This window comes from Collinsella aerofaciens (genome assembly GCF_015546965.1).
Taxonomy (GTDB): domain Bacteria; phylum Actinomycetota; class Coriobacteriia; order Coriobacteriales; family Coriobacteriaceae; genus Collinsella; species Collinsella aerofaciens_X.
Genome location: NZ_JADMUF010000002.1, coordinates 78,736 through 94,053 on the forward strand (window position 1 = coordinate 78,736; position 15,318 = coordinate 94,053).

General features: G+C 60.4%; 10 protein-coding genes and 3 tRNA genes. 7 read left to right on the top strand and 6 right to left on the bottom strand.

Annotated elements, in window-relative coordinates; all coding sequences use genetic code 11:
• Positions 1-192: 192 nt before the first annotated feature.
• The 4 genes from argS (at position 193) to I1M21_RS02085 (ending at position 7,559) form a co-directional block, all read left to right on the top strand.
• Entirely contained in the window at positions 193-2,046 is a 1,854-nt protein-coding gene (gene argS, locus I1M21_RS02070) for an arginine--tRNA ligase (RefSeq protein WP_195192233.1), read from the top strand.
• A 787-nt stretch (positions 2,047-2,833) separates the two neighbouring features.
• Positions 2,834-5,389: a transcription termination factor Rho gene (rho, locus tag I1M21_RS02075; RefSeq protein ID WP_411160862.1), complete on the top strand. Its 2,556-nt coding sequence runs from the start codon at positions 2,834-2,836 to the stop codon at positions 5,387-5,389.
• Positions 5,390-5,701: 312 nt separating this feature from the next.
• Positions 5,702-7,102, top strand: a complete 1,401-nt coding sequence (locus I1M21_RS02080; RefSeq protein WP_195192234.1) for a hypothetical protein — start codon at positions 5,702-5,704, stop codon at positions 7,100-7,102.
• A 7-nt stretch (positions 7,103-7,109) separates the two neighbouring features.
• Entirely contained in the window at positions 7,110-7,559 is a 450-nt protein-coding gene (locus I1M21_RS02085) for a VanZ family protein (protein ID WP_195192235.1), read from the top strand.
• Between the two features lie 113 nt (positions 7,560-7,672).
• Here the strand turns inward: I1M21_RS02085 and I1M21_RS02090 are convergent, their stop codons facing one another.
• Together I1M21_RS02090 and I1M21_RS02095 are read right to left on the bottom strand one after the other, a co-directional pair.
• Complete coding sequence (locus I1M21_RS02090) at positions 7,673-8,563, bottom strand: ROK family protein (protein ID WP_195192236.1); 891 nt, start codon at positions 8,561-8,563, stop codon at positions 7,673-7,675.
• 141 nt (positions 8,564-8,704) lie between these two features.
• Complete coding sequence (locus I1M21_RS02095) at positions 8,705-9,886, bottom strand: pyridoxal phosphate-dependent aminotransferase (protein ID WP_195192237.1); 1,182 nt, start codon at positions 9,884-9,886, stop codon at positions 8,705-8,707.
• A 166-nt stretch (positions 9,887-10,052) separates the two neighbouring features.
• On the opposite strand from I1M21_RS02095, the gene I1M21_RS02100 reads away from it, so the two are divergent.
• The 3 genes from I1M21_RS02100 to I1M21_RS02110 all read left to right on the top strand — a co-directional run bounded on the left by I1M21_RS02100 (position 10,053) and on the right by I1M21_RS02110 (position 10,346).
• Positions 10,053-10,129 (top strand) — tRNA-His (locus I1M21_RS02100).
• A gap of 22 nt (positions 10,130-10,151) precedes the next feature.
• A tRNA-Lys gene (locus I1M21_RS02105) sits at positions 10,152-10,227 on the top strand.
• A gap of 43 nt (positions 10,228-10,270) precedes the next feature.
• Positions 10,271-10,346: transfer RNA gene (locus I1M21_RS02110), tRNA-Lys, on the top strand.
• 86 nt (positions 10,347-10,432) lie between these two features.
• Here I1M21_RS02110 and dinD read toward each other — a convergent pair.
• The 4 genes from dinD to I1M21_RS02130 all read right to left on the bottom strand — a co-directional run bounded on the left by dinD (position 10,433) and on the right by I1M21_RS02130 (position 15,051).
• Complete coding sequence (dinD, locus tag I1M21_RS02115; RefSeq protein WP_195192238.1) at positions 10,433-11,293, bottom strand: DNA damage-inducible protein D; 861 nt, start codon at positions 11,291-11,293, stop codon at positions 10,433-10,435.
• A gap of 161 nt (positions 11,294-11,454) precedes the next feature.
• Positions 11,455-12,981 (bottom strand): FAD-dependent oxidoreductase, encoded by a 1,527-nt coding sequence (locus I1M21_RS02120; RefSeq protein ID WP_195192239.1) that lies wholly within the window; start codon positions 12,979-12,981, stop codon positions 11,455-11,457.
• 312 nt (positions 12,982-13,293) lie between these two features.
• Positions 13,294-14,298, bottom strand: coding sequence for a GGGtGRT protein (locus I1M21_RS02125; protein WP_161160877.1), 1,005 nt, complete (start codon positions 14,296-14,298; stop codon positions 13,294-13,296).
• Between the two features lie 18 nt (positions 14,299-14,316).
• Positions 14,317-15,051 (bottom strand): iron-sulfur cluster assembly scaffold protein, encoded by a 735-nt coding sequence (locus I1M21_RS02130; protein ID WP_006235554.1) that lies wholly within the window; start codon positions 15,049-15,051, stop codon positions 14,317-14,319.
• Positions 15,052-15,318 lie beyond the last annotated feature (267 nt).

Sequence of the window (15,318 nt, forward strand, 5' to 3'; positions counted from 1 at the left end):
CGCCTGCATAATCTGCAGGCAGACTGGCATCTTTGAGTGACTCCATACAAGCTGTAGTCAATTTTGTGCATATGCAATATCGATTGGCTTTACCCTGCGACAGTGCCCGTCGCTTGTGATAGAGTGCTACAAACTCTGGCTTTTGCCCTACGAGTGACCAAGAGCTCGGGGGCTTTAACACAAGGAGGATCTATGCCCGAGAAGATTGAAGAGCTGGTACGCGCTGCTCTTGCTGCGGCCCAGGAGGCCGGCGACCTTTCCGCATTTGAACTTGACGATTGCGCTATCGAGCGACCGGCTGACACTTCTCATGGCGAGTGGACCTCTACCATGGCCCTGAAGTCCGCCAAGCTGGCCCATTGCGCCCCGCGCAAGATCGCCGAGGCTGTCGTTGCCCATATGCCCGAGGACCCCGCGATCGAGAAGGTCGAGATCGCAGGCCCCGGCTTCATCAACTTCTACCTCTCCGTCGCCGTCAAGAATGCCATCTTTGGCGAAGCTCGCGAGAAGGGTATGGACTTCGCTAAGTCCAACGTCGGTGGTGGCCTGAAGACCCAGGTCGAGTTCGTTTCCGCCAACCCCGTCGGCCCCATGCACATCGGCCACGGCCGTTGGGCCGCGCTGGGCGACTCGCTCTGCCGCGTTATGGACCACGCCGGTTACGACATCCAGCGTGAGTTCTACATCAACGACCACGGCTCTCAGATGAACACCTTCGGCAACTCCATCAGCACACGCTATATGCAGCTTGCCGACATCATCGCCAAGCAGGGCGTGGATATCGACGAGGCTCACAAGCTGCTGATCGCCGACCGCGACGCTTTTGTTGCCGACGAGAACGACGAGCATCCCGAGACCCATCCGTACCAGGACAACTTTGCCGAGACCCTGGGCAAGGACTCCTATGGCGGCGACTACATCATCGACGAGGCCGCCGAGTTCTGGCGCACCGATGGCGATAAGTGGGTCGAGGCCGATCCGCAGGAGCGTATGGAGAGCTTCCGTGAGCGCGGCTACGTGAAGATGGTCGACAACATGCGCGACCTCTGCCATGCCGTCAACTGCGACTTCGATCGTTGGTACTCCGAGCGTTCGCTGTACGTGAAGGACACCGAGGGCGAGACCGCCGGCACCTCTGCCGTCGACCGCGCTTTTGAGAAGCTCGACAAGATGGGCTACCTCTACACCAAGGACGGCGCCCTGTGGTTCCGCTCCACCGACCTGGGCGATGACAAGGACCGCGTCCTGATCAAGTCCGACGGCGAGTACACCTACTTCGCCTCCGACGTTGCCTATCACTGGGATAAGTTCCAGCGCGTCGACCACGTCATCGACATCTGGGGTGCCGACCACCACGGCTACATCGAGCGCGTCCGCTGCGTCTGCGACGCTCTTGGCTATCCCGGCAAGTTTGAGGTTCTGCTGGGCCAGCTCGTCAACCTGCTGCGCAACGGCAAGCCCGTCCGTATGTCCAAGCGTAAGGGCACCATGGTGACCCTTCAGGAGCTCGTCGACGAGGTCGGCTCCGATGCCGCTCGCTACACGCTCATTTCCAAGAGCTCTAACCAGATGGTCGACTTCGACATCGAGGCCGTTAAGAAGCGCGACAACTCCAACCCGGTGTACTACGTGCAGTACGCTCACGCCCGCGTGTGCTCCATCCTGCGCCGTGCCGCTGACGTTACGCCCGAACAGGCTGACGAGATGGGCATGAAGGCCGTCGCCGCCAAGGCCATCGGTGAGAACGTCGATTACTCGCTGCTGACCGACCCGACCGAGCTCGCTCTTTCGCGTAAGCTCAACGAGCTCACCGACCTCATCGCCAGCTGCGCTCGCGACCGCGCTCCGTTCCGTCTGACGCACTTTGCTGAGGAACTCGCCGGCGACTTCCACAGCTTCTACGCTGCCTGCCAGGTTCTGCCGAGCGAGGGCCGTCCCGTCGACCCCGAGCTTTCGCGCGCCCGTCTGGCCGCTTGCGACGCCGTCCGCGTGACGCTTGCCCTGGTGCTCACCCTTGTTGGTGTCTCCGCTCCCGAGCAGATGTAAGCTACGGGTCATTTGACCGCGCAGGTTTGGTTTAACTGAGCCTTGAAAGCCCGATCTCCCACGGAGGTCGGGCTTTTTGCGTTTGGTTAGACTATTTGGTTTGCTGGGAAATGCTACCAAATCGCAACTATACCGGTTTACGGGGCTGAATCGCCAACTGGCGACCATGGTGCCAATAGCAAAATTAAACCCGCAGGTAGATGGCTTATTGTTTCTTGAAAATGCAGGGTATGGTTGGCTTGCAGCATTCTGGCCCCGTAATCCGGCGTAGTTTTGAAAAGTCCCTTGGGGACGGAGGAAAATGGATCATTTTTGTCTCGCGGAGGGGTGGCGCGGACCCGTCCGCCGCGAATCGTGCCCATCTCCTACGTTTTGTCGCATACCCCGAACCGTGCCGTAAAGTTCGATATTAAAACCGCAGGTAGCGAACTCGCTGTTTTTGATTAAACAAGGGTATGGTCAGGGGTACGGGGGCAAGCGTAGTAGATAGGCGCGTTTCGTGGCACGGCGAATTCCGACGCCACGGATTTGCTCCCTAGTCGCTTCATTTCAAGGCGCCTTAGGGGAAGAGTGTCCCTTTTGAATAGTCGTTTAAGAACGTCCCCAATGACTAAGTTGCAGGTGGCGGCGGTTGTGTTACACTAACGCTGCGTATATGACGCAAATATCTCGATACAGATCAATGATGTCCGTCGGTATTTGACGGAGCTAGACTGTTTAGCCGCCCTGAAGGTTTATGCAGGGAGCATGTGATCACAGGGCTTGAAAAGAAAGTTGAGCAAACACTGTGTCTGATCAACAGCAAGAAAACGAAATAACGACGACGCAGGCCGCTCCCGCTGTACCGGTTGCGTCGGACCAGGTTGCGGCGCCCGCGCAAGTCTCGGCTCCTGAGACGCCTAAGGCTGCTTCGACGCCTACGCCTGTAGCGGCTGAGAAGGCCGTGCCTGCAACTGGTGAGGAGGCTGCTCCGGCAAAGCCCAAGCGCATGCGCTGCACGGCCAAGCCTGCCGCTGACGGCGAGGAGGTCACCAAGCCCAAGCGCCGTACCACGCGGACGACGCGCGCCAAGCGCACCGTTGCAGCTGACTCCTCGGCGCCGATTTCCGATGAGGTCGCGCAGGCACGTGCGTTGGCGCAGATTAGCGAGGCTCAGGTGGTGCGCGCCCGCCGTCGTGCTGCCGAGCGCGAGGCCGCGGCTCTGACCGAGCTTGCAGCTCCGTCTGTGCCCGAGACCCCTGCCGCCGACCAGCCGACCGAGAAGCCGGCACCGCGCACACGCCGTCGCACGGTTGCTAAGGCCGAGCAGGTTGCCGATCAGGTAACCCCCGAGCTCACCGAGGCTTCGGTTCGTTCCACGTCAGGGGAGGGCATATCGCCTGCTGAGCCTGCTGCGCCTGTCGAGGTCAGCGAAGTTCCCGTTGTCGATCCGGCTTTGCGCCCGCACCGTCGCGGTCGCAAGCCCAAGGCCTTCGTCGAGGCAGAGAAGGCCGCAGCCGCAGCTGCAGCCGCTCGGGATGCTGCGGCGACCGCCGAGTCTGCAACCGCTGCCGATGCACCCGTCCAAGATGCTACGACTTCCGAGGCCGCTCCCGCCGATGTCGAGCCCGCCGACGTCCGTCCTGGTCGCAGCCATCGTACTGCTGCTAAGCGCACGTCCAAGGCCAAGACTGCCAAGAAGGGTGCGTCCGAGGATTCCGCCGAGACGACCGTCGATGCATCGACTGATGCCGCCGAGCCCCAAGACGTCGAACAGTCTGCGTCCGAGAAGCCCAAGCGCGGTCGTAAGAAGTCCGCTAAGGCCAAGGCGTCCGAGCAGCAGGCTGATGCCGAAGCGCAGATTGATTCCGGCGCCGAGGCCAATGACGCCGCTACGGCCAATGCCGGCGCCGCCGCAACCGATGGCGCCGCGCCCGCCGAGGCCGAAGACGGCGCTCGCCCCAACCGTCGCCAGCACAAGCGCAACGACGAGCGCAATGAGCGCAAGGACGAGCGCAACAACGACCGTCGCAACCGCCAGCGCGATCGCAAACAGCGCAACAAGGAGCGCAACGCCGCCCCCACCGAGCCCACGCTTTCGCGCGAGGAGCTCGCTGCCATGAAGGTCGCCGAACTGCGCGAGAAGGCCAAGGAGTTCGAGATCGAGACGACCGGCAAGAAGAAAGCCGAGCTCGTCGAGGAGATCTACGTCACCGCCGCGAAGGCCGAGGGCTTCCGCGACATCAAGGGCATTCTGCAGATTCGCCCGGACAGCTCCGGCATTATCCACGCCCATGGCTACATGAAGTCCAACGACGACGCCTTCGTGCCTGCCTACCTCATCCGCTCCGCGCGCCTGCGCACGGGCGACGTCATCGAGGGCTCGCTGCGTCCTTCGCGCGGCGGCGACAAGCGCGCCGGCCTCGCCAAAATCACGACCGTCAACGGTCTGGACCCCGAGCAGATTCGCAACCGTCCCAAATTCGGCGACCTCACCCCGGTCTATCCCAATGAGCCGCTGCGCATGGAGCACGGCAAGGACTCCATTACCGGTCGCGCCATCGACATCGTGTCGCCGATCGGCAAAGGTCAGCGTGGCCTGATCGTGTCCCCGCCCAAGGCCGGCAAGACCACGATCCTCAAGAAGATCTGCCAGTCTATCTCGATTAACAACCCCGAGGTGCACCTCATCTGTCTGCTCGTCGACGAGCGCCCCGAAGAGGTCACCGATATGCAGCGTTCCATCAAGGGTGAGGTTGTGGCGTCGACCTTCGATATGCCCGCCGACAACCACACTCGCGTGGCAGAGCTCGTCATCGAGCGCGCCAAGCGCATCGTGGAGCTGGGCGGCGACGTCGTGGTGGTGCTCGATTCCATCACGCGCCTTGCCCGTGCCTACAACTTGGCCGCGCCCGCCTCAGGCCGCATCCTTTCGGGCGGCGTCGATTCGGCGGCACTGTATCCGCCCAAGCGCTTCCTGGGCGCAGCCCGCAATATCGAGAACGGTGGTTCGCTCACCATCCTGGCCTCTGCCCTCATCGACACCGGTTCCAAGATGGACGAGGTCATCTTTGAGGAGTTCAAGGGCACCGGCAACATGGAGCTTAAGCTCGACCGCGAACTGGCCGACCGCCGCATCTTCCCGGCTATCGACCCCGTTGCCTCCGGTACGCGTAACGAGGACCTGTTGGTCGACGAGCAGATGCGTCCGTTTGTCTTTGGCCTGCGTCGCATTCTTGCCGGCATGAACAACACCGAGCGCGCAGCCGCATCGTTTATCAAGGGTCTTAAGGGCACCAACACCAACCAGGAGTTCCTGGTGCGTTCGGCCAAAAAGCACAGTGACTACGAGCAGACGTTCTAGGTTGTCATCCACACGCAGCGATAGTCATCAATGCGATAAAGGGTCGGGGCTTGAGCCTCGGCCCTTTTCCATATCGCCGCTCCGCACTTATTTTTGACCATAAGACTGGCAAGCAGCAGGTTTCCCGTTTCAATCCGACATCGTCGCTTGCAATCGACAGGGCGGTTTCGCATAATAGCTTTTAAGCTTCGCGACGGAAAACGCAGATGAAACGAACCATATACCGTTGCTTTGGGGCGCAGCCCCGCTTCATCTTCTCTCGCGCAGCCAACTAAATGATGCGATTTGGGTGCTGGAAGATGGGGAGAGCTCATGGCTTCTTCTGATGCAACACAACGAGCAGTCCTTGCCGGACTTTCGTGCGGGATCGGCCTTGCCGCTCCCGTGGTTATGTATGCCGCGACGCTGCCGTTTTCGTCGGTGAACGAGACGGTCGTGGCGGGTGCGGCTCCCTTCGCCGTGGGCGCGGTGGCGGGCGTGGGTATCTATGCCGCCTCGCTGGGTATCTCCGAGTACCGTGCGCAGCGTGAAGAGCGTCTGTTCCAGCCCGATGCCATGGGCGGTGCCGCCAATCTCAATCAGCATCAAAGCGAGTTCAAGACAGCCTCGATTCCAGCTCAGCAGCAGGATGCTACTCCTTATGCTGCGGCTTCTGCTTCTCAGACTCAGTCGGAGCAGTCTACCTCAGCATTCCTTTCCGGCCTGACCGGTGCGTTCCAGCGCCGTCATACCGATGATGGTGTCCCTACCATCGCTCGAGCCGCAGATGCTATGGACGAGGACGAGGCTTGGTCTATGATCGACAGTATGCTCGACGACGATTCGCCGGTGAGCTGCGACCCTGCACACTCGCGCGACGTCTATCAAGTCGCCATCGACGAGCTCACCAACGGCGGGCAGACCGGCTCCTTCAATCGCGACGACATCGCCGCCGCGGCGCGCGCCGTGTCGGGCTCCCAGGCCGCCCCTGCGGGCAGCACGGCGGCTTTCGTGGCACTCGTTGCCAACGCGGCAGCCAATAATGCCTACAACGCTACCTCGGGCGACGCGAACGCTTCTGCCGACAATTCGTACGTTGATGAAGCCATGACCGCTGACGAGGAGGCCGTTGCCGCCCGCCGTGCCGCCGAAAGCTCGCTTTGGGGCGCTCCTGCCCGGCAGCAGGCGGCTGAGGCTGCGCCGTACAACGCGAACCTCGCCAGCATGCCTATCATCTCCGGTGCCGCAGGCATCGATCTCGATGACCTCGATGAGCCTGCAGCCATCACCGCATCGATTGATGCCCAAGATCGCATCGACACCGGCGACCTTCCGGACGCCTCGCTCGAGGTTGATGTTCCCATGGCCGATTACTCGGGCCACGAGGACATGTGGGCCGCCGCCACCGCGATTCTGGATGAGATTGACGAGCCTGCTCTTGTTGCAGCCCCCGCTCCCGTCGCTGCCCCTCAGCCTGCTGCCCCCGCCTATGTCGGCCGTCACAGCGCTGTGTTCCCCGAGGATACCGCCCGTATCTCGCGCGAGAGCATCGAGCGGGCCGAGGCTATTGCCGCCGGCATTATGGAAAATCGTCGTCACGAGCGCGTCAATCAGATCCTCGAGGAAGAGATCGAGCGCCTGCAGTCCTCTACCGCCAAGCGTACGGGCCGTGCCTATCTGAGCGTTATCGAGGGCGGTACCGCCAGCTTCGCGCCGCTCCGCGCGGAGGCATAACTTCTGCATGGTTAAGATCAATCGAAAATGGGCGGTCGTGACCTGCCTGATGGCGCTCTTGATCTGGGGCAATTCGCTGGTTCCCGGCTCGGGGTCGGGCTCGCTGAGCCTGACGGTCATGGAAGCTATCCGCGGTTTCCTGCACGGCGTGGGACTTCCATATGAATGGGTGACCAACTTTGTTGTTCGCAAGTGCGCGCATTTTACCGAGTATATGGTGCTCGGCATCCTGGCAACGCACGCCTTTGATCTTGAGGGCCGGCGCACCTTTGACGTGCTGCTGCCCACGGCGGTGTTCCTGCTGCTGATTCCCTCGATCGACGAGACGATTCAGCTCTTTGTGCCGGGACGCGCCGGCATGATCACCGATGTGATGATCGACTGCTGTGGAGCGGCAACGGGCGTTGTGCTCCGATATCTCTTACGGTCGCTGATGCACGCCAAAAAGGCCGCCTAGGACGTATTGTTTGGTCCTGGCGGCCTTTTTTATTTGAGGGCTTATATGGGGCGTGGTGGCGTCGTTCCGTAGGTTAGATTTGCCGAGCGCGCCACGCCCTGTGGGTGCGTCTGCTACTGAAGCGCCTGTGCGCCCAGGGCCAGGCAGCCCATGATGCCCTGCTTGCCCTCGAGGCTGTTGTTGACAATGTAGGTATCGATGTCGTTGACCTCGGGCGTGACGATATAGCCGTTGAGCATCTCGGCGCACTTTTTGCGTGCGAGCGGCACGATGGGGGTGTGGTCTGCCACGCCGCCGCCGATGATGATCTTTTGCGGCGCGTAGCACAGCGTGTAGGTCATGAGCGCCTGTGCCAGATAGCCTGCGAGCAGGTCCATGGCCTCCGGGTCATCGGCCATGTCTCCGGCGCTCTTGCCATTCCAGCGCTTTTTAACGCCGGGGCCGGCGATGAGGCCCTCGAGGCAGTTGTTGTGGAAGGGGCAGGCGCTATGCTCGCCGATGGTGTCGCGCGGGTCACGCGTGACCAGGATGTGGCCAGCCTCGGGATGCATCATGCCGTGCACGAGCTGGCCGCCCGAGAGCACGCCGGCGCCCACACCGGTGCCGATGGTCAGGTAGACAACGTCGCTGAGGCCCTGAGCGCAACCAAAGGTGACCTCGCCCAAGCAGGCGACGTTGACGTCGGTATCGTAGCCGCAGGGGACCTTGAGCTCGTTTTGGATGGTGCCCAGTAGGTCAAAGTAACGCCATGCGGTCTTGGGCGTCTCCAAGATCTTGCCGTACTGGGGCGAGGCAGGGTTGACCGCGGTGGGGCCAAAGGCGCCGATGCCCGGGGCGGCGATGCCCTTGTCTGCAAACCATGCGTTGACGGCCTCGACGGTCTCCTGCGGGGTCGTGGTCGCGATCTGCTCGCGCTCCAGGATCGTACCGTCCGCATAGCCCGTGGCGCAGACCATCTTGGTGCCGCCGGCCTCGAGTGCTCCGATAAGCTGCTGCTCTGCCATAGTATTCCTCTCTCTGGGACGAGTTGCTCCGTGACTAGAGTATAGAGCTCTAAACCATTTAAGAAAGCGCTATAAAAAGATGCCCTGCAACGCGGCGGGCGGTGCGGGGCATCTTTGGTTGCTTTAGTTGCCGGGCCGTCCTTACCCGCGCGGCTTGATTTTATCACGCAGGGACTTGAGGTTTTCGAGCGCGGCGTTGAGCGTTTCGTCTCGCTTGGCAAAGTGGAAGCGAATCAGATGGTTGACGGGCTCACGGAAGAAGCTCGAACCGGGAACGGCACCCACGCCCACCTTAGACGCGAGGTCCTCGCAGAATTCGAGGTCACTGTCATAGCCAAATTCAGAGATGTCCATCATGACGTAGTAGGCGCCCTGCGGTACGTTGTGCTCAAGACCGATGCTATCGAGCCCTTGGCAGAACAGGTCGCGCTTAGCGGTGTAGAGGTCGAGGACCTCCTGGTAATAGCTGTCGTCGAAGTTGAGGGCGGTAACGACGGCTTCCTGCAGGGGCGCGGCAGCGCCCACCGTGAGGAAGTCGTGGACCTTCTTGATGCGTTCGGTAATCTCGGCCGGGGCGATGGTGTAGCCCAGACGCCAACCGGTGATGGAGTAGGTCTTGGACAGCGAGCTGCAGCTGATGGTGCGCTCGAACATGCCGGGCAGCGTGGCCATATAGACATGCTCGTGGGGCGCGTAGACGATATGCTCGTAGACCTCGTCGGTGATGCAGTAGGCGTCGTACTTCTTGCACAGGTCGGCAATAAAAGTGAGCTCCTCGCGAGTAAAGACCTTGCCGCAGGGGTTGGACGGGTTGCACAGGACGATGGCCTTGGGGTCGTTGTCGCGGAAGGCCGCCTCGAGGACCTCTCGATCGAAGTCGAACGTGGGCGGGTTGAGCGGCACATAGATGGGCTCAGCGCCCGAGAGAATCGTGTCGGCACCGTAGTTCTCGTAGAACGGCGAGAAGATGACGACCTTGTCGCCGGAGTTCGTAACCGTCATCATGGCGGCCATCATGGCCTCGGTGGAGCCGCATGTGACCACGATGTTCTCGTTGGGGTTGATCGGCATGCCCATAAAGTGCTCCTGCTTGGCCGCGAGCGCCTCGCGCATGGCCTGGGAGCCCCAAGTGATGGAGTACTGGTGATAGAGCGGCTTGGGGTCGGTCGCGATGGCGCTGAGGCTCTCGAGCAGCTGCGCCGGAGGATCGAAGTCAGGGAAGCCCTGCGAGAGGTTGACGGCACCGTACTTATTGGAGATGCGCGTCATGCGGCGGATGACCGAATCGGTAAATGTCGCCGTGCGGTTGGAGAGTTCTTTCATGCTTGTCCTTTCGAGCATTTGCAGTGGGGCAAGTTTACTCCTATAAAACCGGTGGGAATTGCTCGAAACGCGCTCGAAAAACTCTTTTCAAAATTCTTGAAAATTGGGGCTTGCATCGCGTGGCGTTCCTTGCAATAATAGTCGAGCGCGAAGCGCACAGGACACGGTGGGTGTAGCTCAGTTGGCTAGAGCGACGGGTTGTGGTCCCGTAGGTCGAGGGTTCGAGTCCCTTTACCCACCCCAGTTCTTGCTTCGTGTTGATATCGGGTCGTTAGCTCAGTTGGTAGAGCAGGGGACTCTTAATCCCAAGGTCCAGGGTTCGACCCCCTGACGGCCCACCACACGATATCTCCTCTAAAGTCCGCCACAACGGACTTTAGCTTTGGGTCGTTAGCTCAGTTGGTAGAGCAGGGGACTCTTAATCCCAAGGTCCAGGGTTCGACCCCCTGACGGCCCACCAAAGCATGTTTAAGCGACTGGCTTCGGCTGGTCGCTTTTTTGTTGACCTCGCATGATGGGGTCGAACCCGAAAGGGAATAGCCGCTTTCACAGATCGAGTCTACCCTGGGGATCGGTAAAACCGTCAGTGCCCTCCTTGAGCTTTTTCTCGTCTGCTTTCACGCGACGTTCGAGCTTCTTTGTATCCTCGGCAGGCGGTAGATTCTCGGGGACAATTCCACGGTCGATGAGGCTACCACGCACGCTTGTGTTGTTCTCGATGTGCTCTTGCTTGATCTGGTCCAGGCCGTACAGATCGTGTTCCTCGGCGTTGAAGGCCGTCATCGAGTTCGTAAGGTCCTTTGCTTTGATGAGGACATCGGCTAACCTGTCCGCCAATGCCGCGCTCTTGGGAACGCCGAGCTGATGTTTCATTTCCGCCGTGCTTCTGCCGCCGAATAACGCTTCATCGCCCTTCGACTTGATGATCCCGAATCCTTTGGAGTCCACGCCGCGTTTAAACGCAATACCCGAGAGCTGTTTCTCTGAATCGGATAGCGAGTGGCGCGCCTGCAAGCGCTGAATCTCTGCGAAGCGCTGCTCTATGAGCTCTTGGCGGCGCGTCTGCACGGCAAAGTATGCCTGGGCGAGCGCGATCTCTGGCTTGTTTGAATCTCCGTTCTGGGCAATTAAATAGCATGCATAGCGCGTAAGTTTGTAGTCTTTAACTGCGCGAGCGGCGACACCGGCAGTTACCATTTTCGTGGTGTCACGAAAATGGGAATCAACTGGAGTTTTGTTTGTTTCGCACGAGACTTTTGCTCTCTTAACAACTTCGGCGAAGTTTTCCCATCGAGTGTACCCCATGGGTTCCATTAAATCGCGTGCGAGCCAATACTCGACGCCGTCTTCTACATGGGCGTGGCTGTCAAGTTCGACACGCCATTTCTCGATATCCCTGCTGTCCATATCTCTTCCTTTCTGTTCGTTTGTCTACGTGGACTATGCCGACTCCGTATTCAGAATGAGTATATTTGCCCGCGCGGACACGAATGGGCCCCGTGTCGCTTTGAGCTCACGGGACCCATTAATATCGAGAAGATGTGTTCTGCTCTAGAGGGGTGCTCAGCTTAGTCCACTCGATAGTGCGAACCCATACTTTCGGTCCGTCTGCGCATGGCTTTGACCATCTCGGTTGCCAGCTTAATTTGCGATTGCAGGCGGGCGAGGGCTGCGACTTCGCTGTCCAGGACTTTCTGCGTGCTCAAGGTCGTTGCCTCCGTCTTCAAGCCCTCAAGCTCGTGTAGTGCCTCGGATAGGCCCGTCTCGGTGCGGTTGATCATGCAATAGGTGCTCATCGTGTGTTTGAGGCCGTGCGTCAGGCGTTCGGCATCTGTTGTGGCAATGCCGTACTGGGGGAGGGCGATATCCGCCTTCAGAGCTGCCTCAGGCTCTTTCTGCGCTGCAAGGGCTGCCGATGCGCCAGCGATGCGCCCAAACACGATGCCGTTGGCGCTTGACAGGCCGCCAATGCGATCGGCGCCGTGCATGCCGCCTGTCGCCTCACCGCAAGCGTAGAGACCCGCAACACCGGTTGCGGCTGCCTTGTCGATCTTGATGCCGCCGTTGGAGGCATGGGCGTACATCGCCGCGCGCATCTCATCGGTCGGGGCAATGCCATGCTCGTTTTGAAGCCATGTGGCAAAGGTCTGCACAAACTCGGGGACGTCATCACTGGGGAAGTCATAGTGGAGCGCTAGGCCCTCGGCGCCCGCTTGATCGATGACAAGGTCGATAGCACGTGAATCCAGGCGTGACGTGAAGGGGCCGTATCCGGAGCGTTGCTCGAGCAGCTCGTCTAGTTTCTCGTCGGCAATATCGACCGGCTGATCGAATTTGACGTAGCGCCAGGTCTTCTCGTTAAAGACGAGGTTGCGCTTGGGCTCAATGAGGCCGGGCATCATCTGCATGAATTCTATATTAGTAAGGGATGCGCCGTGGGCCAGCGCAATGGCCTGCGAGGAGCTGAGCACGTCGGTCGACGTAAGGCTGCGCTCGAACAGCCCACCCGTGCCGCCCGCAGCGATGATAGTGGCCTTGGCTGCCATAGGCACGAGATGCTCGTTTGCGCGGTCGTAGAGCACGGCGCCGGTAATCTTTCCGGTTGTGTCCTCAACAAGGTCGATAAGTTCGTGGCGGGGGAGCAGGCGAATGCCGAGCAACTCAATCTGGGCCGTACACGCGTCTTCAAGGGGCTTGCGGGTGAGACCGCGCCACATACGCGTCTTGTGGTCAAAGCAGGGGATAAACTGCTTTTGCTGGGCGCTGTCGGCGCTTTGTGGACGCTGAAGTTCAACGCCCAGGTCTTGCTCGAGCCAATGGATCGCCTGAGGAATGCCATGGACAAATGTCTGGACGAGCTCGGGGTCGGCCACACCGCCGCCAACGGTCTGAATAGTGTCGATGAGGTCCTGTTCGTCTTTTGCGTCGACGGGCCCGATAAGGCCGAGGCCCCAGGTACCCGGGAAGAAGCTCGATCCGCTCATGGTCTTGCCGGCGCTCGCCACGGTGACGGCTGCGCCCGCGCGTGCCGCTTCGATGGCGGCACAAAGGCCCGCAATGCCAGATCCAATTACCAGTACATCAGTCGATTCCATCGGATTCCTTTCTCGTCCGGCGCATTGTCGCATGGCTGATCGGCAAATGTCTTGCAAAGGACTCACGTTTCGGTAAAGGGCAAATATGGCAGGTGGGCGTCAAGAGTGTCCGATCGCTCTGCCCCCATCCCCTCTATAAGTTGCGGTGAAATAGGGACTGTTTTGGCATGTGAAGGCGTTATTCAGTCCGTATATCACCGCAACTGATATACCGGTGATGGACTACTTTATGGCAGCGTGAATAAAAAAGAGCCGCCACCTCGAAAGGTGGCGGCTCTAAAGCTCAACTATATGAGCATCGCGCAGGCGCGATTAGGCCTTGAGGGCCTCCTCGACGGCGACAGCGCAGGCGACGGTGGCACCGACCATGGGGTTGTTGCCCATGCCGATGAGACCCATCATGTCGACGTGCGCAGGCACGGAGGAAGAACCGGCGAACTGGGCGTCGGAGTGCATACGACCCATGGTGTCGGTCATGCCGTAAGAGGCAGGGCCGGCGCCCATGTTGTCCGGATGCAGGGTACGGCCAGTGCCGCCACCAGAAGCGACGGAGAAGTACTTCTTGCCAGCCTCGATGCGCTCCTTCTTGTAGGTGCCAGCGACGGGGTGCTGGAAGCGCGTGGGGTTGGTGGAGTTACCGGTGATCGAGATGTCGACGTTCTCGTGCCACATGATGGCAACGCCCTCGCGGACGTCGTCGGAGCCGTAGCAGTTAACGGCAGCGCGGGGACCATCGGAGTAGGGGATGGTCTCGACGACCTTGAGCTCGCCCGTGTAGTAGTCGAACTGGGTCTTCACGTAGGTGAAGCCGTTGATGCGGGCGATGATCTGAGCAGCGTCCTTGCCCAGACCGTTGAGGATAACGCGCAGCGGCTTCTTACGAGCCTTGTTGGCGTTCAGAGCCAGGCCGATAGCGCCCTCAGCGGCAGCGAAGGACTCGTGGCCAGCCAGGAAGGCGAAGCACTCGGTGTCGTCGGAGAGCAGCATAGCGCCCAGGTTGCCGTGGCCCAGACCGACCTTGCGGTCCTCGGCGACGGAGCCGGGAACGGTGAAGGCCTGGATGCCCTCGCCGATGATGGCAGCAGCCTCAGAAGCGGTCTTGGCCTCGCGCTTGACGGCGAGAGCGCAGCCGAGGGTGTAGGCCCACTCAGCGTTCTGGAAGGCGATGGACTGGGTGTTGTTGACGATCTCACGCGGGTTGAAGCCCTTGTCGGTGCAGATCTGCAGAGCTTCCTCGAGGGAGGCGATGCCGTTGTCGGCGAGGCACTTGTTGATCTTGTCAGCGCGGCGCTCGTAACCTTCGAACGTAACAGTCATAGTTATTTCCCTCCCTTTCTACTCGTGAACCGGGAACACGCTGGCGACGGAGTGAGTCTCCTCGTCGGTGCGCGGGTCGATGTACTTGGCAGCGTTCTCCCACTGACCATAGTGGCCCATAGCGCCAGCGATGGCCTCCTCGGGGGTCTTGCCTGCCTTGACGGCGTCGGTGAACTTACCGAGGTTCAGGAACTCGAACGCGATGATCTCGTTCTTGTCGTTGAGAGCCATGCGGGTGACGTAGCCCTGAGCGAGCTCGAGGTAACGAGCGCCCTTGGCCTTGGTGCCGAACATGGTGCCGACCTGAGAGCGAAGGCCCTTGCCGAGGTCGTCGAGGGAGGCGCCCACGGGCAGGCCGCCCTCGGAGAACGCGGTCTGGCTGCGGCCGTAAACGATCTGCAGGAAGATCTCGCGCATAGCAACGTTGATGGCGTCGCAGACGAGGTCGGTGTTGAGGGCCTCGAGGATGGTCTTACCGGGAAGGATCTCGGAAGCCATGGCGGCAGAGTGGGTCATGCCCGAGCAGCCGATGGTCTCAACGAGGGCCTCCTCGATGATGCCGTCCTTGACGTTCAGCGTGAGCTTGCAGGCGCCCTGCTGAGGTGCGCACCAACCCACACCGTGCGTAAGACCGGAGATGTCGGAAATCTCCTTAGCCTGGACCCACTTGCCCTCCTCGGGGATGGGTGCGGGGCCGTGGTATGCACCCTTGGCAACGGGGCACATGTTCTCCACTTCCTGTGAGTACTGCATGCCTCTCCTCTCTATCGTGTTGGCGTCCCGTCTGGGGGTCGTGGCTGGCGATTGCCGGGCGACCCTTCGAAAGGGACATGACATGCAGCCCCTATAATACCGCGAAATGCACGGAATATTCGGCGAACGGCTCAGTTTTCGTAGCGAGAAGCGCGGAACTTTCAATTGAAGCGATTTAACAAAGCTGTTTGCAGCTGTGCGGTTCGCTGAAGGGGGTCGGTTCTGTTCAAGCTTTTGACTATGTCGCGTTGTCTGACCTGTAGCTAT

Coding starts and splice junctions, on each gene's coding strand:
- I1M21_RS02120 (WP_195192239.1), bottom strand. CDS start 12,981: ATGGAATCGACTGATGTACTGGTAATTGGATCTGGCATTGCGGGCCTT.
- I1M21_RS02125 (WP_161160877.1), bottom strand. CDS start 14,298: ATGACTGTTACGTTCGAAGGTTACGAGCGCCGCGCTGACAAGATCAAC.
- dinD (WP_195192238.1), bottom strand. CDS start 11,293: ATGGACAGCAGGGATATCGAGAAATGGCGTGTCGAACTTGACAGCCAC.
- I1M21_RS02080 (WP_195192234.1), top strand. CDS start 5,702: ATGGCTTCTTCTGATGCAACACAACGAGCAGTCCTTGCCGGACTTTCG.
- I1M21_RS02095 (WP_195192237.1), bottom strand. CDS start 9,886: ATGAAAGAACTCTCCAACCGCACGGCGACATTTACCGATTCGGTCATC.
- I1M21_RS02130 (WP_006235554.1), bottom strand. CDS start 15,051: ATGCAGTACTCACAGGAAGTGGAGAACATGTGCCCCGTTGCCAAGGGT.
- I1M21_RS02090 (WP_195192236.1), bottom strand. CDS start 8,563: ATGGCAGAGCAGCAGCTTATCGGAGCACTCGAGGCCGGCGGCACCAAG.
- I1M21_RS02085 (WP_195192235.1), top strand. CDS start 7,110: ATGGTTAAGATCAATCGAAAATGGGCGGTCGTGACCTGCCTGATGGCG.
- argS (WP_195192233.1), top strand. CDS start 193: ATGCCCGAGAAGATTGAAGAGCTGGTACGCGCTGCTCTTGCTGCGGCC.